Origin of the sequence: Streptomyces sp. NPDC017095, from assembly GCF_044332325.1 — a bacterium.
Lineage (GTDB): Bacteria > Actinomycetota > Actinomycetes > Streptomycetales > Streptomycetaceae > Streptomyces.
Window position 1 is genome coordinate 327,704 of the sequence record NZ_JBIROU010000002.1, and the last position, 21,516, is coordinate 349,219.

Here is a 21,516-nt window from a genome sequence, read left to right on the forward strand (position 1 = left end):
CGGCAGGCCTACCCCGTGAGCCCACGGTCACGCGCGGGAAAACCCGCGGCCGGGTGATCCGGCACCGGCCCGGTGACCGATAGAGAGGGTGTGAGACTGTTCCGCCCCGTGGGGGGCCAGCGGGAGAAGGACGACGGGCCCGGCGGCGACGCGGCCCTGGTCCGGGCGGTCGCCGACGGCGACGCCACGGCGATGGGCGCGCTGTACGACCGGCACGCCGGCTGGCTGCACGCGCGGCTGACCCGGCGCTGCCCCGACCCGGAGCTGGTGCGGGAGGTGCTCCAGGACACGTTCGTCACGGTGTGGCGGTCGGCGGCCGGGCACCGCGGGCAGGAGGCCGGCGGCTGGCTGTGGACGATCGCGGCGCGCCGGCTGGTGGACGCGCGGCGGGCGCAGGAGCGGGCCGCGCGGGGCGCGGAACCGCTGCCGGAGCCCGGGGCCGCCGGTCGGTGGGAGCAGGCCGCGGCGCCGTCCGCCGAGGACCGGGTGCTGGCCGGGCTGGAGTACGGCGACGTCGGCACCGCGCTCGACCGGATCTCGCCCGAGCTGCGCGAGGTGCTGCGGGCGACGGTCGTGGACGGGCTGAGCACCCGGGAGGCCGCCCGGCTCCTCGGCATCCCGGAGGGCACGGTCAAGTCCCGGGCCCGCCGCGCCCGCGCGGAGCTGCGCGAGGCACTCGACCGGCTGCACCCGTCCCCGCTGGGAGGCACGGCATGACGCACCGCGACAGACGGACCTGGCACGCCGGCGACGACCTGGCCGCCCGCTACGCGCGCGGCGACCTGCCGGAGGCGGACGCGTGGTCCCTGGAGAAACACGTGGAGGGCTGCGCGGCCTGCGCGTCCCGGCTGTCGGCCGCGGTCCGCACCACCCCGGCGGGCCCGGTGCTCGCCCGCGTACGGGAGGCGGTCCTGAACCTGGCCCCGACGCCGGACACGGGGAGGGCCGGGGTGGCGGGGCCTGCGACCGGTGGATGGGCCGGGGTGGCGGGGTCTACGTCCGGTGGCTCGGCCGGGGTGGCGGGGCCTGCGGGCACGGGGGTGCGGGCGGCTGGGTCCGCGTCCGCCGGGGCGTGGGCTTCCGGGCAGGAGCCTGGTCCGGTGGCCGTCACGCCGGCGGCCGGGGCGCTGGGACCCACGCCCGCCGGGGCACGGGCTTCCGGGCAGGAGCTGGGTCCGGTGGCCGGGGCGCTGGGGTCCTCGTCCGCCGGGGCGTGGGCTTCCGGGCGGGAGCCTGGTCCGGTGGCCGTCACGCCGGCGGCCGGGGCGCTGGGACCCACGCCCGCCGGGGCGCGGGCTCCCAGGCGGGAGCCAGGACCGGTGGCCGGGGCGCTGGGGCCCGCGTCCACCGGGGCGTGGGCTCCCGGGCGGGAGCCTGGTCCGGCGGCCGTCACACCGGCGGCCGGGGCGCTGGGACCCACGCCCGCCGGGGCACGGGCTCCCGGGCGGGAGCCTGGTCCGGCGGCCGGGGCGCTGGGACCCACGCCCGCCGGGGCGGGAGCGGCGGGGCGAGCGCCCGTTCCGGTGGCCGTCGCCGCGTCCGCCGGGGCGGTGGAGCCGGTGTCCGCGCACGCGCGGACGGCGGAGCGGGGGGCGGGCACCGCGTCCGGGCCGGTCCCGCGGTCCGGGCCGGTCCGGGTCGCCCGGCTGTTGTGGGCGGCGGGGCCCGCCGTGCGCGGGGCGTGGCTGCCGGCCGTGCTGGGCGTCGCGCTGGCCGCGCTGGGCCTGTCGTACGGCGCCGGGTTCCCGGGCGCCCGGGCGCTGCTGCTCGCCCTCGCTCCCGTGCTCCCCGTCGCCGGGGTGGCCGTGTCCTACGGCCCGCACGCCGACCCGCTGCACGAGGTCGCCGCGGCCACGCCGGGCGGCGGGCTGCGGCTCGCGCTCACCCGTACGGTCGCCGTGCTCACGGTCAGCCTGCCGCTGCTGACCCTCACCGGGCTGCTGCTGCCCGCCTCGGGCGCCCCGGCCGCGGCGGCCTGGCTGCTGCCCGGACTGGCACTGGCGCTGGCCTCGCTGGCGCTCGCCTCCGTCGTCGGCTGCCGGGCGGCGGCCACGCTGACCGGCGGCGGCTGGCTGTGCGCCGTACTGGCGCCGGTGGCCGTGGCGCCCGGCGGGGCGGCCACCGCCCGGCTGGCCGGGCAGCTCTCCCGCTGCCTGGACGGCGTCCCCGCGCAGAGCGGCTGGGCGGCGGCGGCCGTCCTGAGCGCCGCCCTGCTGACGGTCCGCCGCACGGCGTACGACCGGCCACTGCGCCCGTAGGCGCGCGGACCGGTTGCCGTAGCACCCGCCTCCGTCGACCGGCCGCCGCCGACCGGCTGCCGCGGACCGGCCCGACCGGCACGCCCGCGCGATCCCCGTACGGCCCGCATGCCCGCGTGGTCCCGTGCGCCCTGCCGCACGCCCGCGCGACCTTGCACGCCCGCGCGCCCGCACGCTCCGTACGGCCGGCACCCCGCGCGCTCCCTGCGACCCACGCCCCCCGACCGACCCCCGCACCAGACCGCACCCCCTGACCTCCCCGACCGACCCCCGCACCAGACCGCACCTCCAGACCTCCCCCGACCGACCCCCGGGCCACGACCGCCGTGGTCCCCCGTCCTCTCCTGGAGAGACATGAGTTCCATCCGTGTGACCGGCCTCAGGGTGCGGCACCGCAAGACGCTCGCCCTCGACTCGGTCGATCTGACGCTCGGCACGGGTGTGCACGGGCTGCTCGGTCCGAACGGGGCCGGGAAGACCTCGCTGATCCGGGTGCTGGCCACGGTGGCGCGGCCGGACGCCGGCCGGGTGGAGCTGCTCGGCGAGGACGCCGCGAGCCATCGGGGCCTGGCCGGGATCCGGCGCCGGCTGGGCTATCTGCCGCAGGAGTTCGGCTACTACCCGGGGTTCACGGTGCGGGAGTTCATCGCGTACGTGGCCTGGCTGAAGGAGGTGCCGGCCGCCCGGGTGCCGGCGGCCGTGGAGCGGGCGGTGGCCCGCGTGGGGCTCGCGGACCGGATCGACGCGAAGGTGCGGACGCTGTCCGGCGGCATGGTCCGCCGGGTCGGCATCGCGCAGGCCGTCGTCAACGAACCCGCCGTGCTGCTGCTGGACGAGCCGACCGCCGGGCTCGACCCGGAGCAGCGGGTGGAGTTCCGGGAGCTGCTGCGCGAGCTGGGCGCCTCGGCGACCGTGGTGGTCTCCACCCACCTGGTGGAGGACGTGGCCGCCGCCTGCACGGAAGTGACCCTGCTGGACGGCGGCCGGGTCGCCTACCAGGGCACGCCCGGGGCGCTCACCCTGCTCGGCGAGGCGTCCGACGGACCGGGCGACCATGCCATCGAGCGCGGGTACACGGCGGCGCTGCGGGCGCACCGCGCGCGGGGCGTCCGGGGGGCGGCATGACGACGGTGGTCACCGGGACGGCCGGGCGCGGAGCGCACCCGCTGCGGGCCGAGTGGGTGCGGGGCTTCGCGCCCTGGGCCGGGGCCGCGGTGCTGGTGATCCTCGGCACGGCGCTGGGCGGGAAGGCGGACCGCTGGCAGGGCGACTGGGCGGAGACCGCCGGCCAGCTGCACAGCGCGATGCTGATCACCCTGCCGCTCGCCGTGGCGGCGGGCTGCTGGCAGGGCGGCCGGGAGCGGCGGCGCGGCACCGCGGAGCTGTGGGCGGCGGCCGTGCGGCCGCAGCTGGCCCGCCTGCTGGCCGCGGCGCTGCCGACGGCGCTGTGGGTGGCCGCCGGGTATCTCGCCGCGGCGGTCTCGGCGCTGCTCGCCACCTGGCCGTACGCCCAGGGCGACCGGCCGCACCTGGTGCTGCTGCCGGGCGACACGGCCGCCATGGCCGCGGCCGCGCTGGCCGGGCACGTGGCGGGGCGGGTGGTCGCCACCCGGCTGGCGGCACCGCTGCTGGCGGTGGGCGGCTATGTGGGGCTCGGGCTGGTGACGGCCGGCCGTTCCGCCGCCGGCCACGCCCTGAGCCCGGCCGCCGCGGTCCCGCACGGCACGCTGCCGGTGTGGTGGCAGCCGGCGGCGATGGCGGCGTGGACGGGCGGGGCGGCGGTCGCCGCCGCGCTGGCCTACGCGGCCCGGCGCCGGGTGACGGCCCTGCTGCCGCTGGCCGCCGCGCTGGCCGCGGGCGCCCTGCTCGCGCAGACCGGGGACGGCCTGTGGCGCACCGATCCGCTCACCCGGCGCCAGGTGTGCGACACCTCCACCGCCCCGGCGGTCTGCGTGAACGCCCGGTACGCCGGGATGCTCCCGCAGGTCACCGACGCCCTGTCCGGGATCACCGGCAAACTGGAAGGCGTACGGAACCTGCCGGCCCGCTGGGCGGACCACGAGGGCGCCGTGCGCGCCGGCGAGGTCCCGCTGCCGGGCATCACGCCGGTCGGCTGGGCGGCCGTACGGGGACGGCTGACCGATCCGGAGCAGTTCGCGTGGGAGGCCGTCGCCGCGCTGGAGGGCGTCGACTGTCCGGAGGCGGCGCCGACCCCCGGGGAGCTGGTGACGGGCGACGCGGTGGAGCACTACCTCGCGCCGAGCCCGGTGCAGCAGGCGTTCGACGCGGACGACGCCCGGGGCGGCGCGGCCCGGCGCGCGGACCTGCGCGCGCGCCGCGCCGCCCGGGCCAGGCTGGCCGGGATGGACGAGGAGCAGCGCCGGCGGTGGCTGTCGGCGTACTTCGCGGCCCGCGCGGCCTGCGACGCGCGGGCGGTGCCGGCACTGTGACACCCTCCCGCGGACCCCTGCTCTACGCCCGCTCCCGGGCGCTGCCGCTCACCCTGGCCGCGCTCGCCGGCACGGCCGCCTTCGCGGTGTGGGCGGCCGGCCGGCTGGACGCCTGCCTCGACCCCGACCGCCGGGTGCCGGTCGTCGCGCTCGCGCCGCTGCTGGCGTCCGCGGTGATCGGGACGAGCCTGTACAGCGCCTCGGACGAGCTGGACCGCACGGCCGTACGACCGTGGTGGCCGCGCCGTCTGCTCCAGCTCACGGCCCTGACCGCGCTGGCCGCGCTGCTGGTGACCCCGGCCGTGCTCGGTCACGCCGACACCTTCGGGCCGCCCGCGGTGCTCCGCAACACCCTGGGCTGTACCGGGATCACCGCGGCGGCGGCCGTCCTGCTGGGCGCCCGGCTGAGCTGGCTGCCCGCGTTCGGCTACGTCTCCGCCGTCTACACCGGCTCCGCCGCCGCGCACGGCCGCGCGGCCACCGTGTGGGCGTGGCCGGTGCAGCCGGGTCCGCAGCCCGGCGCGTGGGCGGCGGCCGGGACGGCGTTCGCCGTGGGCGCGGTCTGGTACGCGGCGCGCGGGGCCCGCCCGGAGGGGCCGCGCGCCTGACCGGAGGGGGCGGGCGTGCCGGCCTTCCCGCCCGCCGCCGGCGGGCGGGAACACAGGAGCCCGGATCTAGGCGGAGATGCCGTCGATCCGGGCCAGGGCGTCGTCCGCGCCGTACGGCTGCAGATACGGCAGCCAGCGCGGATCGCGGTGCCCGGTGCCGATGATGCGCCAGGCCAGTCCCGTGGGCGGGGCCGGTTTGTGCCGCAGCCGCCAGCCCAGCTCCACGAGGTGGCGGTCGGCCTTGACGTGGTTGCAGCGGCGGCAGGACGCCACCACGTTGTCCCAGACGTGCTTGCCCCCGCGGCTGCGCGGGATGACGTGGTCGACGCTGGTTGCGACGCCACCGCAGTACATGCACCGGCCTCCGTCGCGCGCGAAGAGCGCGCGGCGGGTCAGCGGGACGGGTCCCCGGTACGGAACCCGGACGAACCGCTTGAGCCGGACCACGCTGGGTGCGGGGAGGGTGACGGTGGCGCTGTGCATATAGGCGCCGGATTCCTCCAGGGAGACGGCCTTGTTCTCCAGGACGAGGATGAGCGCGCGGCGGAGCGGTACGACGCCGAGCGGCTCGTACGACGCGTTGAGGACCAGGACATGCGGCACGGGTGCCTCCTTGGGCGTCGGCGGCGCGTGGCTCGCGCCGGGACGATTCGCAGTCAGTCTCCCCTCATGCCTGGTGGCGGCGCCACCATGTCCCGGTAACGGGCTGGGAGTGTTTTCGACCACACCGGATTCATCCCCCGGACGCCGCCCGGTTCACTCCCGCGTGAGCCGTGTCTCTCCTGTGCGCCCGCTGTACGGATCGGCGCGGGGCGCCCACAATGCCCCGTTAGTGTGGTGGTCCTTGTCCGCCCGGTGACCTTTCCGTGACCTTGACCGCCCGCCGGTGCGGACCGCGCAGCACCATGGAGGTACCTGCCGTGTCGTCCCTGCCCGCCTTCCTCGCGGCCGCCGGCGTGTCCCCGTCGCCGTCCCCGTCGCAGTCGACGGCCCCGGCCGTGCCGACCCTCCAGGACGCCCAGCAGAGCGCGACGAACGCGGCGAGCTGGATCGAGCAGAACTGGTCGACCTGGCTGGCGATGGCGCTGCAGATCCTGCTGGTCGTGGTCGTGGCGGTGGCGCTCCGGGCGATGGTGCGGCGGGCGATCACCAAGCTGATCGACCGGATGGGCCGTACCGCGCAGGCCGTGGACGGCACCGCGCTGGGCGGGCTGCTGGTCAACGCCGAGCGGCGGCGGCAGCGCTCGGCGGCGATCGGCTCGGTGCTGCGCTCGGTGGCCAGCTTCCTCATCCTCGGCACGGCCGCGCTGATGGTGCTGTCCACCTTCCAGATCAACCTGGCGCCGCTGCTGGCGTCGGCCGGTGTCGCGGGTGTCGCGATCGGTTTCGGCGCGCGGAACCTGGTCACGGACTTCCTGTCCGGGGTGTTCATGATCCTGGAGGACCAGTACGGCGTCGGTGACGTGATCGACGCGGGCGTGGCCACCGGCGAGGTGATCGAGGTCGGTCTGCGCGTGACCAAGCTGCGCGGCGACGGCGGCGAGATCTGGTACGTCCGCAACGGCGAGGTGAAGCGGATCGGCAACCTGTCGCAGGGCTGGGCGACGGCCGGGGTCGACGTGACCGTCCGGGCCGGCGAGGACCTGGACCGGGTCAAGGCCACGCTGGACGCGGTCGCCGAGAAGATGAGCAAGGAAGAGCCCTGGAACGAACTGCTGTGGGGCCGGGTGGAGGTGCTGGGCCTGGACTCGCTGCTGATCGACTCCATGGTGGTGCGGGTGTCGGCGAAGACCATGCCGGGCAAGTCGGTGACGGTGGAGCGGGAGCTGCGCTGGCGGATCAAGCGGGCGTTCGACGCGGAGAGCATCCGCATCGTGGGCGGCGCGACCGCGGTGGAGGACGCCGTGGACGCCCCGGACCCGGCGGCCGTGGTGGCGGCTCCCTCGGCGTACTCCGACGCGGAGTCGCCGCAGGCGGCCGCGGCGTCCCCGATCGTGACCCAGCGCCCGGCCCCGCCGGCGAAGTAAGGGCCCGCGCCGCCGAGGCGCCCACCCGCAGCGGTCCCGCGCGCACAACGAGTCTGTCGCGCGGGCCCGTTGTCTATTGACGCCCCCTTCGTCCGCGGCTTACGTTCCTCCCACCGAACAGGAAACTTTCCTAACAGTGATCTGCGGCGCGACCGCCGGCCCAGGCCGTGACCGGCACTGGACGCCCCGCCCGGGTCACTGAAAGGCTGGGTGGCTGGAAAGGCAGGTGTCGACCCCCATGGCAGGAACCGCCGGTACGCCGGGCACCCCGCGCGTCCTGCGCGCCATGAACGACCGCGCCGCCCTGGACCTGCTGCTGGAGCACGGGCCGCTGTCCCGGACCCGGATCGGCAAGCTCACCGGTCTGTCCAAGCCCACCGCCTCCCAGTTGCTGGCCCGGCTGGAAGCGGCCGGTCTGGTCCGGGTCACCGGCACCAGCGAGGGCCGGCCGGGCCCCAGCGCCCAGTTGTACGCGCTCGATCCCACGGCCGCGTACGCCGCCGGGCTCGATGTCGCCCCGCACCGCATCCGGGCCGCCGTCGCCGACATCACCGGCCGCACGGTCGGCGAGTACGAACTGCCCACCCCCGGCCGGCGGCCCGCCCAGCCGGTCGTACGGCAGGTGACCGACGCCCTCGACGGCGCCGTCAAGGCCGCCGGGCTCGCCCGGTCCGACGTGCACCGGCTGGTCATCGGCACTCCCGGCGCCTTCGATCCCGGCACCGGGCGCCTGCGCTACGCCTCCCACCTGCCCGGCTGGCACTCCCCGGCGCTGCTCGACGACCTCGCGGCGGCGCTGCCGATGCCGGTGGAGTACGAGAACGACGTCAACCTCGTCGCCCTCGCCGAACAGCGGCTCGGCGCGGCCCGCGGCCACACGGACTTCGTGCTGCTGTGGAACGAGGAGGGCCTCGGCGCCGCCCTGGTCCTCGGCGGCCGGCTGCACCGCGGCTGGACCGGCGGCGCCGGCGAGGTCGGTTTCCTGCCGGTGCCGGGCGCACCGCTGGTCCGGCAGGTCGCCAAGGCCAACAGCGGCGGCTATCAGGAGCTGGCCGGCTCCCAGGCGCTGCCGAGGCTGGCCCGGGAGCTGGGCATATCCGACATCCCGGCAGGCCCTCACGCCGAAGCCGCAGCCGCGCTGGTGGCCCGCGCCGCCGGTCACACCGGAGGCCCGCACCGGGAGCTGCTCGGGACCTACGCCACCCGGCTGGCCACCGGACTCGCCTCGCTCGTCTCCGTCCTCGACCCCGAACTCGTCGTCCTCAGCGGCGCCGCCCTGACCGCCGGCGGCGAGGTGCTGCGCGCCCTCGTCCAGGCCGAGCTGGCCGAGCTGGCCGCGGCCCGGCCCCGGCTGGCCGTCGGCGACGTCCGCGACCACCCCGTCCTGCGCGGCGCGCTGGAGTGCGCGCTCGCCGCCACCCGCGACGAGGTCTTCGACACCTCGCGCTGAGCGCTCCGCGTCCCGCCCCTTCCCCGCGACCCCGCCCCTGGGAGACCTCGCCATGCCCACCGCCCGCCCCAGAGCCGTCCGGAAAGCGGCTTTCGCCCTGACCGTCGCCGGCGTGCTCCTCAGCACCGCCTGTACCGGCCGGCCGGCCCCGAGCGCCACGGACGACCCGACGAAGGACGCGACGATCACCTTCTGGCACGCCTGGAGCGCGCCGAACGAGGTGAAGGCCGTCACATCGCTGATCGCCGGGTTCGAGGCGGCGCACCCCAACATCCAGGTGAACGTCGTCGGGAACATGACCGACGACAAGATCAACCAGGCGCTGCGCGCCGGCGGCGACCGGGCCCCGGACGTGATCTCGTCGTTCACCACCAACAACGTGGGCCGGTTCTGCTCCTCGGGCGCGCTGGTGGACCTGGACCCCTTCTTCGAGAAGTCCCGGATCGATCCCGCGAAGACCTTCCCGAAGGCGATGAACGAGTACACCCGGTACGACGGCGAGCGCTGCACGGTGCCGCTGCTCGGCGACGCGTACGGGCTGTACTACAACAAGACGGCGTTCGCGAAGGCGGGCATCACGCACCCCCCGCGGACCTGGTCCGAATTCACGGCGGACGCCAAAAAGCTGACGATACGTCAGGGAGACGGCTACCGGCAGCTCGGTTTCATGCCGGACTACCACGGCTGGGAGTCCACCACCGAGCACTACCTCGCCCAGTTCTCGCCGGTGTACTTCGACGGGGACGGCAAGTCGAACGTCGCCAGGGACCCGGCCTTCGTGCGGGCCTTCACGCTCCAGAAGAAGCTGGTGGACGAACTCGGCGGCTTCCGCAGGCTGGAGCGGTTCCGGGCCACCCTCGGCGACGAGTGGGGCCCCAGGCACCCCTTCCACACCGGCCAGGTCGCCATGCAGCTCGACGGCGAGTGGCGGCTCGGCATGGCCGAGGAGGCGCGGCCCGGCTTCGAGATAGGCGTGGCCCCGCTGCCCGTCCCGGACGACCAGGCCGGCCAGTACGGCAAGGGCTATCTCACCGGCACCATCGCCGGCATCGCCGCCACCAGCCGCCACCAGAACGCGGCCTGGGAACTGGTGAAGTACATGACCACGGACACCGACGCCGTGGTCGGCTTCGCCAACGGCATCCACAACGTGCCCTCCACGTTCGAGGCGCTGAAGTCGCCGAAGCTGGCGTACGACCCGCGGTTCAAGACGTTCCTGGACATCGCCCGCAACCCGTACTCCACCACGGCACCCGCCTCGGTCAACGGCGGTGTGTACCTGGTGACGGTCCAGCAGCTCGGCTACGACTACGAGAGCGGCAGGGTCACCGACCTGCGCGCCGGGCTGCGCGAGGCGGCCGCGCAGATCGACACCGACATCACGCAGGCCCGCGGATGAGCGCCGTCACCCTGGCGGCCAAGCGCCGCCGTGCGGCCTTGCGCACGCTCGCCTTCATGTCGCCGTGGCTGGTCGGCTTCGCGGTGTTCTTCGCCTACCCGCTGCTGTCCACGGTCTACTTCTCCTTCATGCACTACGACGGTTTCCGGCCGCCCGAGTGGAGCGGCGGGGCGAACTGGACGTACGTCTTTTCGCACTACCCGCTGTTCTGGCCCGCCCTGCGCAACACGCTGTGGCTGGTCGTGGTGATGGTGACGCTGCGGGTGGCCTTCGGGCTCGGTATCGGCCTGCTCATCACGAAGATCAAGACCGCCACGGGCGTCTTCCGCACTCTGTTCTACCTGCCGTACCTGGCCCCGCCGGTCGCGGCGACCATGGCGTTCGCGTTCCTGCTCAACCCCGGCACGGGACCGGTCGACTCCGTGCTGGAGCGGGCCGGTCTGCCGGCGCCGGGCTGGTTCGGCGACCCGGCCTGGTCCAAGCCGGCGCTGACCCTGCTGGCGCTGTGGGGCGTCGGCGACCTGATGGTGATCTTCATGGCCGCGCTGCTCGACGTGCCCGCCGAGCAGTACGAGGCGGCGCAGCTGGACGGCGCCTCGGCCTGGCAGCGGTTCCGGTACGTGACGCTGCCGACCATCTCCCCCATCGTGCTGTTCGCGGTGGTCACCGGCGTGATCCAGACCATGCAGTACTACACCCAGCCGCTGGTGGCCGGAAAGGTCGCCTCCGGGGTGATCCAGGGCGCCGGCACCCAGTTCGAGCCCGGCTATCCCGACAAGTCCACGCTGACCCTTCCCCAGCTCGTCTACAACCTCGGCTTCCAGCGCTTCGACTACGGCTCGGCGTGCGTGGTGGCGCTGGTGCTGTTCGCCCTGTCGATGGCGTTCACCGCGCTGCTGATGCGGCGCCGGGGCGGCCTGATCCAGGCAGGTGACTGACATGACCCAGGTACTGGACCCGCCGGTGCGTCCGGCCCCGTCCCTCTCCCCGGCCGGACGCGCCGCCCGGCGCAGGACGGTGCTGGAGTGGATCGCCGTCCACGCGCTCGGCGTCGCCGCCGCGCTGTTCTTCACGCTGCCGTTCGTGTTCGTGCTGCTGACCTCGCTGATGAGCGACAGCCAGGCCCTGAGCCGGGACCTGGTTCCGCACACCTGGCAGTGGGACAACTACCGCCAGGTCTTCGACACCCCGGGCTTCCTCACCTGGTGGCGCAACACCCTGCTCTACGCCGGCCTGGGCACCGTGCTCACCGTGGTGTCCTCGCTGCCGGTGGCGTACGCGCTCGCCAAGTTCCGCTTCCGGGGCCGGGACCTGTCGCTGATGCTGGTGGTGTCGATGATGATGCTGCCGCCGCAGGTGGTCGTCATCCCGATGTACCTGTTCTGGGCCAAGCAGCTCGGTCTGTCCGGCACGCTGTGGCCGCTGATCCTGCCGATGGCGTGCGGGGACGCGTTCTCCGTCTTCCTGCTGCGCCAGTTCCTGACGACGATCCCGAACGAGTACCTGGACGCGGCGCGGGTCGACGGCTGCGGCGAGCTGCGCACCCTGCTGCGGGTGGTGCTGCCGATGGCGAAGCCGGGCATCGCCGCCGTGGCCCTGTTCCAGTTCTTCTACGCCTGGAACGACTACTTCGGCCCGCAGATCTACGCGTCCGAGAACCCCGGCGCCTGGACCCTGTCCTATGGACTGGAGTCCTTCAAGGGCGCCCACCACACCGACTGGAACCTCACGATGGCCGCGACCGTCCTGGTCATGGCCCCCGTGATCCTCGTGTTCTTCCTCGCCCAGAAGGCGTTCGTCGAAGGCGTGACGCTCACCGGAGTAAAGGGTTGATCTGACTGTGAAACTCACCGTGGTCGGCGGCGGCTCGACCTACACCCCCGAACTCGTCGACGGCTTCGCCCGGCTGCGCGACACCCTGCCCGTCGAGGAACTGGTCCTGGTCGACCCGGCCGCCGACCGTCTGGAGCTGGTCGGCGGACTGGCCCGCCGGATCTTCGCCAAGCAGGGCCACCGCGGCCGGATCGTCACCACCGCCGACCTGGACGCGGGCGTCGACGGCGCCGACGCCGTCCTGCTCCAGCTCCGCGTCGGCGGCCAGGCGGCCCGCGAGCAGGACGAGACCTGGCCGCTGGAGTGCGGCTGCGTCGGCCAGGAGACCACCGGCGCCGGCGGCCTGGCCAAGGCCCTGCGCACGGTCCCGGTGGTCCTGGACATCGCCGAACGGGTCCGCCGCGCCAACCCGCGCGCCTGGATCATCGACTTCACCAACCCGGTCGGCATCGTCACCCGCGCGCTGCTCCAGGCCGGGCACCGGGCGGTCGGCCTGTGCAACGTGGCGATCGGCTTCCAGCGCAAGTTCGCGGCCCTGCTGGACACCACCCCGGCCCAGGTGCACCTCGGCCACGTGGGCCTGAACCACCTCACCTGGGAGACGGCGGTGCGGCTGGGCGGCCCGGACGGCACGGACGTGCTGCCGCGGCTGCTGGCGGAGCACGGCGCGGCCATCGCCGACGACGTCCGCCTGCCCCGCCCGCTCCTGGACCGCCTCGGCGTGGTCCCGTCGTACTACCTGCGCTACTTCTACGCGCACGACGAGGTCGTCGGCGAACTGCGCACCAAGCCGTCCCGGGCCTCCGAGGTGGCCGCCATGGAGCGGAAACTGCTGGAGATGTACGGCGACCCGGCCCTGGACGAGAAGCCGGCGCTGCTCGCCCAGCGCGGCGGCGCCTACTACTCGGAGGCGGCCGTCGACCTGGCGGCGGCCCTGCTGGGCGGCTCGGGCAGCCCGTACCAGGTGGTGAACACGCTCAACCGGGGCACGCTGCCCTTCCTGCCCGACGACGCGGTGATCGAGGTGCAGGCGGCGGTCGGCCCGGCGGGCCCGGTCCCGCTGCCCGTGCCCCGCCTGGACCCGCTGTTCTCGGGTCTGGTCGCGAACGTGACGGCGTACGAGGACCTGGCCCTCCAGGCGGCGCTGCACGGCGGCCGGGACCGGGTGTTCCGCGCGCTGCTGGCCCATCCGCTGATCGGCCAGCACGCGTACGCCGACGCCCTGACCGACCAGTTGATCGCACACAACCGGGAGCACCTGGCGTGGGCCTGACCTCGACCGTGCTCGCCATCGACGCGGGCAACAGCAAGACCGACGTGGCCGTGGTCACCGCCGCCGGCGAGGTGCTGGCCACGGCCCGCGGCGGCGGCTTCCGGCCGCCCGCGGTGGGCGTGCCGGCGGCGCTGGACGCGCTGGCCGAACCGGTCGCGCGGGCCTTCGCGGACGCGGGCGTCACTTCCGTCTCCCAGGTGTCGGCGTGCCTGGCCAACGCCGATCTGCCGCCGGAGGAGGAGCAGTTGGCGGCGGCGCTGCACGCGCGCGCGTGGGGCGCGTCGGTGGAGGTCCGCAACGACACCTTCGCCATCCTGCGCGCGGGCGTCACCGAGCCGCTCGGGGTGGCGGTGGTCTGCGGCGCGGGCATCAACTGCGTGGGCATGCGTCCCGACGGGCGCACCGCCCGCTTCCCTGCCGTCGGCCGGATCTCCGGTGACTGGGGCGGCGGCTGGGGCCTGGCGGAGGAGGGCCTGTGGCACGCGGCCCGCGCGGCGGACGGCCGCGGCGGACCGACCGCGCTGGCCCGCACGCTTCCCGCGCACTTCGGCCTGGACTCCATGGACGCGCTCATCGAGGCCCTGCACCTGGGCCGCCTCGCCTACGAGCGGCGGTACGAACTGGCGCCGGTGGTGTTCGCGACGGCGGAGGACGGCGATCCGGTGGCCGACGCGCTCGTCACCCGGCTCGCGGAGGAGGTCACCGTCATGGCCACGGTCGCGCTGAGCCGGCTGGACCTGCTGGAGGAGGAGACACCGGTCCTGCTGGGCGGCGGCGTCCTGACCGCCGGCCACCGCCGGCTCGACGACCGCGTCCACGCCCTGCTGGCGGACCGCGCCCCCAAGGCCGACGTCCGCGTGGTCACCGCCAGCCCGGTCCTGGGCGCGGCCCTGCTGGGCCTGGACCGCCTGGGAGCGCGGGAGCAGGCCCTGGAACGGGCGCGGACGCACTGGGAGAGCGGGGGCTGAGCCCCGGCGCCCCCGGGGAACGGGACGGCCCGCGACGACCGCTGGTACGCCGGATCCCTCCCGCCGCATGATGTCTGGCGACGGAACGTCGAAGCGGGGGGCGGGCGTTGAAGGCAGCGTGGACGGTGGTACTGCTGATCGTGGTGTGGTGCACGGCGGCCGGTGCGGGGCCGGCGCACGCGCGGACCGACGTCTGCGCGACCGGCGGCCTCGCGGGGGCCCGGGCGAGCGCCTCCCTCAGGCTGGAGGACCGCCACCGCTCCCAGACCCGGATCGCGGGCCGGCTGACCGTCCACGTCCCGGCGCGGTGGGCGCACACCGGGGGCCTGCTGCTCGGCGAGGACGCCGACGGCTACCGGCTGGCGATGCGCTGTCTGGCGAGGGGCCCGGACCCGCAGTGGCAGTGGTGGGACGAGTGGCGCCCGCACCGCCCCGTGATCACCCCGGAGAAGGGCGGCCTGGCCGTCCGGATCGACACCTACGGCTGGGCCGACGACGAAGGGACCACCTGGATAGGCCCGTGGGACGTCGAGATAGGCCACGACCACTGGCGGGTCCGGCTCGACGCCCCGCCCGCCCTGCGGCGGGTGCGCTGGTCGTCGGTCGTCGTCGACCCGGGGAGCGCCAGCGCGCTGCGCGCCACGCCGCCGCCCACGACCAGGCAGGGCCCGCAGGTCGGCCCGCAGGGCGACGCCGCCGGCTCGCACGGCTGAGACCGGCCGGCGCACGAGCCGGGGCCCGCCGGACGGAACCGGACACCCTTGCCCGGCGTGTTCCAGGACGGGGGTCCGGCGGGCGCGGTGCCGCGCGCCCGGCGCGCTCTGGATCACGATGCGGGAAGGCCGGTGCGGACGGCCGCGCGGACGGTGATACTGGGCGCCGAACGGATGACCATGGGGGAGGTCGAGTGACACACCCGCCGAAGAGCAGCGCGCCGCCGCCCGCGGCCGGGGCCGCCGGTGCCGTCGCCGCGGCCGGTGCCGCCGGCGCCCCCGGCATCCCCGCCCAACCCGCCCCGCCCTCTCCCCCCGGTCCCTCCGGCCGTCGCGTGGCCGTCGCGCCGGCCGGGCCGCCCGCGCGCCGCACCGCCTTCGCCGAGGGCGCCGAGCGGATCCGGGCCGCCGCGACGACCGAGCCGGGACGGCTGCGGATCATCGGAGCCGTGCTGGCGCTGCTGGTCGTCGCGTTCGGCGCGGTCACCGCCTGGCAGACCAGCGCGCGCTCGGCCGCCGCCGACGACGTCCTGCGCCGCAGCCAGCCGCTCAGCTTCCAGGCAGCCGGCATCTACCGCTCGCTGGCCGATGCCAACACCGCCGCCTCCAGCGGGTTCCTGGCCGGCGGACAGGAGAACGCGCAGTCCCGGGACCGCTACGAGAAGGACATACGGGCGGCCGCCGCCGGACTCGTCAGCGCCGCCGCCAACGCCGAACCCGGCTCCGCCGCCGAGGCGACCGTCATCAGGCTGAACCGGCTGCTGCCCGAGTACAAGGGCCTCATCGAGCGGGCCCGGACCTACAACCGGCAGGGCTACCCGGTGGGCGGCGCCTATCTGCGGTACGCCAACGACAAGATGCAGAAGCGGATGCTCCCGGCCGCCGAGGCGCTCTACACCACGGAGAACCGGCGGCTGACCGCCGACTACGGCGACGCGACGCCGTACCCGTGGGTGGCGATCGGGCTGGGGCTGCTCGCCCTGGCCGCGCTCGGCTGGGCCCAGCACCGTGTGTACCGGCGCACCAACCGCGTCCTCAACCACGGCCTGGCCGCCGCCACCGCCGCGACCACGGCCGCCCTGCTGTGGCTGGTCGTCGGCCACACGGTCGCCCGCTGCGCGCTCGACGGCTCCTACGAGCACGGCATCCGGTCGCTCAACGTGCTGCACGACGCCCGGATCGCCTCCCTGAAGGCGCGCGGCAACGAGAACCTGAGCCTGGTGGCGCGCGGGGCCGAGACCGTCACGGTCGACGGCAAGCCGTACGACGCCTACTACCGCGCCTTCGACCAGGACCTGGCCGTGCTAGGCCGGAGCCTGGACGAGGCGCGGCGGCTCGCCGACGACCCCGAGGGCGCCGCGCCGGTCAAGGCGGCCGGGGACGATCTGGCGGTGTGGCGCCAGCGCCACACCGCGGCCCGCACCGAGGACGAGAACGGCAACTACCAGCAGGCCCTGGACAAGGTGATCGGCGCCGAGGGCGCGACCGGCGCGTGCTTCGACGGCGTCGACCGCAGCCTCGCCCGGGCCATCGGCCACGAGCGGGCCGAGTTCCGGCGGGCCGCCGGGGACGGGCGGGACGCCCTGACCGGGCTGCCGGCCGGTGCCGCCGTCCTCGGGGTGCTGGGCGCGGCGGGTGCCGTCGCCGGCATCGGGCGCAGGCTTTCGGAGTACCGGTGACAAGGGGCGAGGCGATGGACGTGAGCCGTGCGCGGGCCGCGCTGCGGGGCTGGGGCGGGGTCGCCGCGATGGCGGTGCTGTGCGCGCTGGCGCTGGCCTTCGTCCTGCTGCTGCCGTGCACCCAGAGGACACCGCCCGCCCCGGAGCGGGCCGGGCGGCAGACCGCCGCCGGCACCCAGGCCCGCGCCGACGGCTGCGTGGACGCCACGGCGCACGAGCACACCCTCGCCCCGTCCGGCGCGGACGGGCCGACGATCGAGGCGATCAAGGCCCGTACCGGCGCCAAGCGCAAACTGGTCGTCGGCGTCGACCAGAACAGCTACCACTGGGGCTACCGCAACCCCAACACCGAGGGCGCCCGGCTGGAGGGCTTCGACATCGACCTGGTGCACCGGATCGCGCAGGACATCCTCGGCGACCCGGACGCGGTGCAGTTCAAGGCGATCCCGACCAGCCAGCGCATACCGGCGATCGAGGACGGCCGGGTCGACATGGTCGTCCGGACCATGACGATCACCTGCGAGCGGCTGCGCCAGGTCGCCTTCTCCGCGCCCTACTTCCGGACCGGCCAGCAGGTCCTCGCGCCCAAGTCCTCGGACATCACCGGCTACGACGGCTCGCTGGCCCGCAAGAAGGTGTGCACGGCGGCCGGTTCGACCGCCTACGCCAAGCTGGACGCCGACCGTGGGGACGGCCGGCTGCCCGCCTCCACCGACATCTCCACCACCGTCCCGAACCAGCTTGACTGCCTGGTCCGGCTGCAGCTCGGCGAGGTGGACGCGGTGGTGACCGACGGCGCGCTCGCCGCGAGCCAGGCCGCGCAGGACCCGACCGTCGAACTGAAGGGCGAGACGTTCACGACCGAGTACTACGGCGTGGCGATGAAGAAGGACGCCACCGATCTGGTACGCCGGGTCAATCGTGTGCTGGTGGACTATCGCGCGCACGGCTGGCAGGCGTCGTACGACGCGTGGCTGGCGGCGACACTGGGCAGGGATCCGGCCGCGTCGAAACCGCCCGCGCCGCGGTAGCCGCGCGGCAGTCGAGACACACCCGACCGGAACACAGCGAGCGAGAGGTGATCGATGGGCGTCACGGACCCCGCCGGGCCGGTGCTGGACCGGGACGAGGTGGACCGTGCGCTGGCGCGGCTCGGCCAGGAGCACGAGGCGATCGAGACCTCGCTGCTGGCCCTCCAGGACCACGCGGGCCGCAGACTCCTCGAAGGCGCCGCGCTGACCGGTGTCACCCGGGAGCGCTGGCAGGCCACCGAGGCCCGGATCACCCGGCTGTGGACGTACTTCGACGCCTACACGGCCGTGCTGCGCGGCGCCCGCGAGATCCGCGCCCGGCGCCGCTGGTCCAGCCGTGAGGACCTGGCGGAGCTGACCGGGCTGCTGCGCGGCGAGTCCGTGACCGTCCCCGGCGACGGCCGGGACGGCCGGCTCAGCGAGACGTTCACGCCGGCCGCCTTGGTAGGCCGGATGAACGAGCTGTACGCGACGAGCCTGGACGTGATCGTCGCCGCCGACGCGGTGTGGTCGGCGCTGCCCGCGCGGATCGATCTGCTCGCCGCGGAACTCCAGCGCACCCGGCAGCTCGCGCACTCCGCCGGGGTCCGCCCCGGCGAGCACCCGGCCGGTGACGACCTGGAGCGGATCACCCGCACGCTGACCGGGCTGCGCGAGGACGTCGTCGCCGACCCGCTCGCGTTCTGGGTGCCGGCCGAGGGCAGTTCGGCGCCCGGCGGCGGCCGCCCGGACACCACGGTGTACGACCGCGAGGCGCGCGCGCTGGAGGACGTGCGCCGGGAGATCGACGCCGTGCTGACGGTCCGCCAGGACGCCGAGGCCCGGCTGATCCGGCTGCGGGACGTGCTCTCGCGCGCGGACCGCACCCTGGCCGAGGCCCGGACCGCGCGCGGCGAGGTGCTGGCGAAGATCGCCGCCACCGAGGTGCCGGTGGTCGGCGGGCCGCCGACCGCGCTCCAGGAGCAGCTCGCGACCGCCGCCGAGTACCGCAGACAGGCCCGCTGGCACCGGCTGTCGCCGCTGCTGGAGTCCCTGGAGCACCAGGCGGAGGAGGAACTGCTGCGCGCCCGCGAGCAGTTGACCGCGGTGACCGCCCCGCTCGCGGTCCGCGCCGAGCTGCGCGGCCGGCTCGACGCCTACCGGGCCAAGGTCGCCCGGCACGGCCTCGCCGAGGATCCGCTGCTGGTGGAGCGGTACGACGCGGCCCGCCGGATGCTGTGGAGCGCGCCCTGCGACCTGCGCGTCGCCGAACAGGCCGTCCTGCGCTACCAGCAGGCGGCGGCCGAACTGACCGGCGGCGCGGGCGCGCCGCAGGACCGTGAGGGGGATCCGTCATGAGTCAGCCGGGGCAGGACTGCCAGCGGCCGGGCTGCGGGGGCGGGTACGAGGACGTCGGCGGCGGGGAGCTGTACTGCGACACCTGCGGTCTGGCACCGGTGGTGTCGGCGACCGGGCTGGTGGGCTCGCCGGCCACCGGGGTCACCCGGGGCGCGGACAGCGGCGGTTCCCGCGGCTCGGGCGGCTCGGGCGGCTCGGGCGGCTCGCGTACGGCCTCGCAGTCGGCGCGCTCGCGCCGCTCGGTGTCCGGGCGGCTGTCGCGGTCGGTGTCCGGGAAGTCCACCGGCCGCTCGCTGTCGGTGCGCAGCTCGGGCTCCTCCTCCGGTGCCTCCACGCGCGGCCGGCTGGGCGCCGGGCTGGTCTCCGTGCCACAGGTGCCGCGGCCCGACCCGCGCGCGATGGTGCTGGCCCGCCCGGAGGTGCCCGAGCGCAAGCGGTTCTGCTCGCGCTCGGACTGCGGGGCGCCGGTGGGCCGGGCCCGGGGCGACCGGCCGGGCCGCACGGAGGGTTTCTGCACCAAGTGCGGGCACCCGTACTCCTTCGTGCCCAAGCTGCGGTCCGGGGACGTGGTGCACGGCCAGTACGAGGTCGCGGGCTGCCTCGCGCACGGCGGGCTGGGCTGGATCTACCTCGCCGTGGACCGGGCCGTCGCCGACCGCTGGGTGGTGCTCAAGGGCCTGCTGGACACCGGCGACCAGGACGCGATGGCCGCGGCGATCTCCGAACGGCGGTTCCTCGCGGAGATCGAGCACGCCAACATCGTGCGGATCTACAACTTCGTGGAGCACCTGGACCAGCGCACCGGCTCCCTCGACGGCTACATCGTCATGGAGTACGTCGGCGGCAAGTCCCTGAAGGAGATCGCCAACGCCCGCCGCGCGCCCGACGGCCGCCGCGACCCGCTGCCGGTGGAACAGGCGTGCGCCTACGGCATCGAGGCGCTGGAGGCGCTCGGCCACCTGCACAGCCGGAACCTGCTGTACTGCGACTTCAAGGTCGACAACGCCCTGCAGACCGAGGACCAGCTCAAGCTGATCGACATGGGCGCCGTCCGCCGCATGGACGACGAGGAGTCGGCCATCTACGGCACGGTCGGCTACCAGGCACCGGAGGTCGCCGACACCGGCCCGTCGGTGGCCAGCGACCTGTACACGGTGGGCCGCACCCTGGCCGTGCTCGCCTTCGACTTCCACGGCTACACGACCGTCTACGCCGACTCCCTGCCCGACCCCGACACCATCGACGTCTTCCGCCGCTACGAGTCCTTCTACCGGCTCCTGGTGCGCGCCACCGACCCGGACCCGGCCCGCCGGTTCGGCTCCGCGCAGGAGATGGCCGAGCAGCTCACCGGGGTGCTGCGCGAGGTGGTGGCGCTGCAGACCGGGCAGGCACGGCCCGCGCTGTCGACGCTGTTCGGGCCCGAGGTGACGGTCACGGACGCGGAGCTGTTCCCGCGCCGGCACGGCGAGGTGTCCCGGCTGGGGGCGCGTCCGGCGCGCAAGGTGCGCAAGGCGGCGGGCGCCGTGCCCGTGCCCGCGCCGGCGGCGCTCGTGCGGCCCGTGGACGCCCCGGCCGCCGCACTCGCCCTGCCGGTCCCGCTGGTCGACCCGGAGGACCCGGGCGCCGGGTTCCTGGCCGGGCTGGTCGCCTCCGCGCCGGCCGAGCTGCTGAGCGCGCTGGCCGCGGCGCCCGCGCGGACCGTGGAGACCCGGCTCCGCCGGCTCCGCGCCCTGCTGGAGAGCGGTGACCACCCGGGCGCGCTGACCGGCCTGGCGGCGCTGGAGGAGGAGCGGCCCGACGACTGGCGGGTGGTGTGGTGCCGGGGCGTGGCCGGCCTGGTCACCGGTGACGTCGAGGGCGCCGCGCTCGCCTTCGACGCGGTCTACGACGCCTTCCCGGGCGAGGCCGCGCCCAAGCTGGCCCTCGGCCTGTGCGCCGAGCTGCTGGGCCAGCTCGACAACGCGGCCGAGTACTACCGGCTGGTGTGGACGGCCGACCGGAGCTTCGTCAGCGCCGCGTTCGGGCTGGCCCGGGTGCGGCTCGCGGCCGGCGACCGGCCGGGCGCCGTACAGACGCTGGAGTCGGTGCCGGAGTCGTCCATCCACTACACGGCCGCCCGGGTCGCCGCCGTCCGCGCCCGGCTCAGAGGACGCACGGCGGGCGCCGGTGACGTACCGTTCCTGGACGACCTGACGGCCGCCGCCGGGCAGGTCGAAGCACTCCGGGCCTACGGCCTGGACCCGGTGCGGCGCGAGCTGCTGTCGGCGGAGGTGCTCGGCAGCGCGCTGGACTGGATACTCTCCGGGGGCCAGGGCACCGGGACCGCCGCCGGCGGCCGGGTGCTGCTGGGCAGCGGCCTGGACGAGCGCGGGCTGCGCTTCGGTCTGGAGCGCGCCTACCGTGCGCTGGCCCGGCTGGCGCCCGGCGGCGAGGAGAGGATCGAGCTGGTGGAACGGGCCAACCGTTACCGCCCCCGGACGTGGGTGTAA

18 protein-coding genes and 1 pseudogene are annotated in these 21,516 nt (G+C 75.5%); 18 read left to right on the forward strand and 1 reads right to left on the reverse strand.

Going from position 1 to position 21,516, the window contains the following annotated elements:
* Positions 1–90 precede the first annotated feature (90 nt).
* The 6 genes and pseudogenes from ACH4OA_RS04435 (at position 91) to ACH4OA_RS04460 (ending at position 5,316) form a co-directional block, all read left to right on the forward strand.
* Entirely contained in the window at positions 91–717 is a 627-nt protein-coding gene (locus ACH4OA_RS04435; RefSeq protein ID WP_397967568.1) for an RNA polymerase sigma factor, read from the forward strand.
* Positions 714–830, forward strand: a pseudogene (locus ACH4OA_RS04440) (zf-HC2 domain-containing protein); the annotation flags it as partial. The gene ACH4OA_RS04435 and the pseudogene ACH4OA_RS04440, both read left to right, overlap by 4 nt.
* A 729-nt stretch (positions 831–1,559) precedes the next feature.
* Positions 1,560–2,258 (forward strand): zf-HC2 domain-containing protein, encoded by a 699-nt coding sequence (locus tag ACH4OA_RS04445; protein WP_397967862.1) that lies wholly within the window; start codon positions 1,560–1,562, stop codon positions 2,256–2,258.
* A gap of 354 nt (positions 2,259–2,612) precedes the next feature.
* Positions 2,613–3,383 carry an ABC transporter ATP-binding protein gene (locus ACH4OA_RS04450; RefSeq protein WP_397939848.1) on the forward strand — a complete coding sequence of 257 codons (771 nt, stop codon included), beginning with the start codon at positions 2,613–2,615 and terminating at the stop codon, positions 3,381–3,383.
* Positions 3,380–4,708: a hypothetical protein gene (locus ACH4OA_RS04455; RefSeq protein WP_397967569.1), complete on the forward strand. Its 1,329-nt coding sequence runs from the start codon at positions 3,380–3,382 to the stop codon at positions 4,706–4,708. The genes ACH4OA_RS04450 and ACH4OA_RS04455 overlap by 4 nt, the downstream gene beginning before the upstream one ends.
* Positions 4,705–5,316 carry a hypothetical protein gene (locus ACH4OA_RS04460; protein WP_365878589.1) on the forward strand — a complete coding sequence of 204 codons (612 nt, stop codon included), beginning with the start codon at positions 4,705–4,707 and terminating at the stop codon, positions 5,314–5,316. The genes ACH4OA_RS04455 and ACH4OA_RS04460 overlap by 4 nt, the downstream gene beginning before the upstream one ends.
* 66 nt (positions 5,317–5,382) lie before the next feature.
* Here the strand turns inward: ACH4OA_RS04460 and ACH4OA_RS04465 are convergent, their stop codons facing one another.
* Positions 5,383–5,919, reverse strand: a complete 537-nt coding sequence (locus ACH4OA_RS04465) for an HNH endonuclease (RefSeq protein WP_171156258.1) — start codon at positions 5,917–5,919, stop codon at positions 5,383–5,385.
* 302 nt (positions 5,920–6,221) lie between these two features.
* Between ACH4OA_RS04465 and ACH4OA_RS04470 the strand changes: the two genes are divergently transcribed.
* The 12 genes from ACH4OA_RS04470 (at position 6,222) to ACH4OA_RS04525 (ending at position 21,516) form a co-directional block, all read left to right on the forward strand.
* The gene (locus ACH4OA_RS04470; RefSeq protein ID WP_397939842.1) at positions 6,222–7,343 is read left to right on the forward strand and encodes a mechanosensitive ion channel family protein; all 1,122 of its coding nucleotides are present in this window, start codon (positions 6,222–6,224) and stop codon (positions 7,341–7,343) included.
* 238 nt (positions 7,344–7,581) lie between these two features.
* On the forward strand, positions 7,582–8,793 hold the full coding sequence (locus ACH4OA_RS04475) for an ROK family transcriptional regulator (RefSeq protein ID WP_365878580.1): 1,212 nt from the start codon (positions 7,582–7,584) through the stop codon (positions 8,791–8,793).
* 52 nt (positions 8,794–8,845) lie between these two features.
* Positions 8,846–10,192: an ABC transporter substrate-binding protein gene (locus tag ACH4OA_RS04480; RefSeq protein WP_397939840.1), complete on the forward strand. Its 1,347-nt coding sequence runs from the start codon at positions 8,846–8,848 to the stop codon at positions 10,190–10,192.
* Positions 10,189–11,130, forward strand: a complete 942-nt coding sequence (locus ACH4OA_RS04485; RefSeq protein WP_365878576.1) for a sugar ABC transporter permease — start codon at positions 10,189–10,191, stop codon at positions 11,128–11,130. Before ACH4OA_RS04480 ends, ACH4OA_RS04485 begins: the two co-directional genes overlap by 4 nt.
* 1 nt (position 11,131) lies before the next feature.
* Positions 11,132–12,025, forward strand: a complete 894-nt coding sequence (locus tag ACH4OA_RS04490) for a carbohydrate ABC transporter permease (protein ID WP_397939838.1) — start codon at positions 11,132–11,134, stop codon at positions 12,023–12,025.
* 7 nt (positions 12,026–12,032) lie between these two features.
* A complete protein-coding gene (locus tag ACH4OA_RS04495) occupies positions 12,033–13,298 on the forward strand; it encodes a 6-phospho-beta-glucosidase (RefSeq protein ID WP_397939836.1) in 1,266 nt (421 codons plus the stop codon).
* Positions 13,289–14,266: an N-acetylglucosamine kinase gene (locus ACH4OA_RS04500; RefSeq protein ID WP_397967572.1), complete on the forward strand. Its 978-nt coding sequence runs from the start codon at positions 13,289–13,291 to the stop codon at positions 14,264–14,266. The genes ACH4OA_RS04495 and ACH4OA_RS04500 overlap by 10 nt, the downstream gene beginning before the upstream one ends.
* Positions 14,267–14,373: 107 nt before the next feature.
* Positions 14,374–14,979 carry a DUF6185 family protein gene (locus tag ACH4OA_RS04505; protein WP_397967575.1) on the forward strand — a complete coding sequence of 202 codons (606 nt, stop codon included), beginning with the start codon at positions 14,374–14,376 and terminating at the stop codon, positions 14,977–14,979.
* A 194-nt stretch (positions 14,980–15,173) separates the two neighbouring features.
* A complete protein-coding gene (locus ACH4OA_RS04510; protein WP_397947733.1) occupies positions 15,174–16,658 on the forward strand; it encodes a hypothetical protein in 1,485 nt (494 codons plus the stop codon).
* A gap of 14 nt (positions 16,659–16,672) precedes the next feature.
* Positions 16,673–17,689, forward strand: coding sequence for a glutamate ABC transporter substrate-binding protein (locus tag ACH4OA_RS04515; RefSeq protein WP_365876796.1), 1,017 nt, complete (start codon positions 16,673–16,675; stop codon positions 17,687–17,689).
* A gap of 54 nt (positions 17,690–17,743) precedes the next feature.
* Positions 17,744–19,027 carry a hypothetical protein gene (locus ACH4OA_RS04520; protein ID WP_365876798.1) on the forward strand — a complete coding sequence of 428 codons (1,284 nt, stop codon included), beginning with the start codon at positions 17,744–17,746 and terminating at the stop codon, positions 19,025–19,027.
* Positions 19,024–21,516, forward strand: a complete 2,493-nt coding sequence (locus ACH4OA_RS04525; RefSeq protein ID WP_397967577.1) for a tetratricopeptide repeat protein — start codon at positions 19,024–19,026, stop codon at positions 21,514–21,516. The genes ACH4OA_RS04520 and ACH4OA_RS04525 overlap by 4 nt, the downstream gene beginning before the upstream one ends.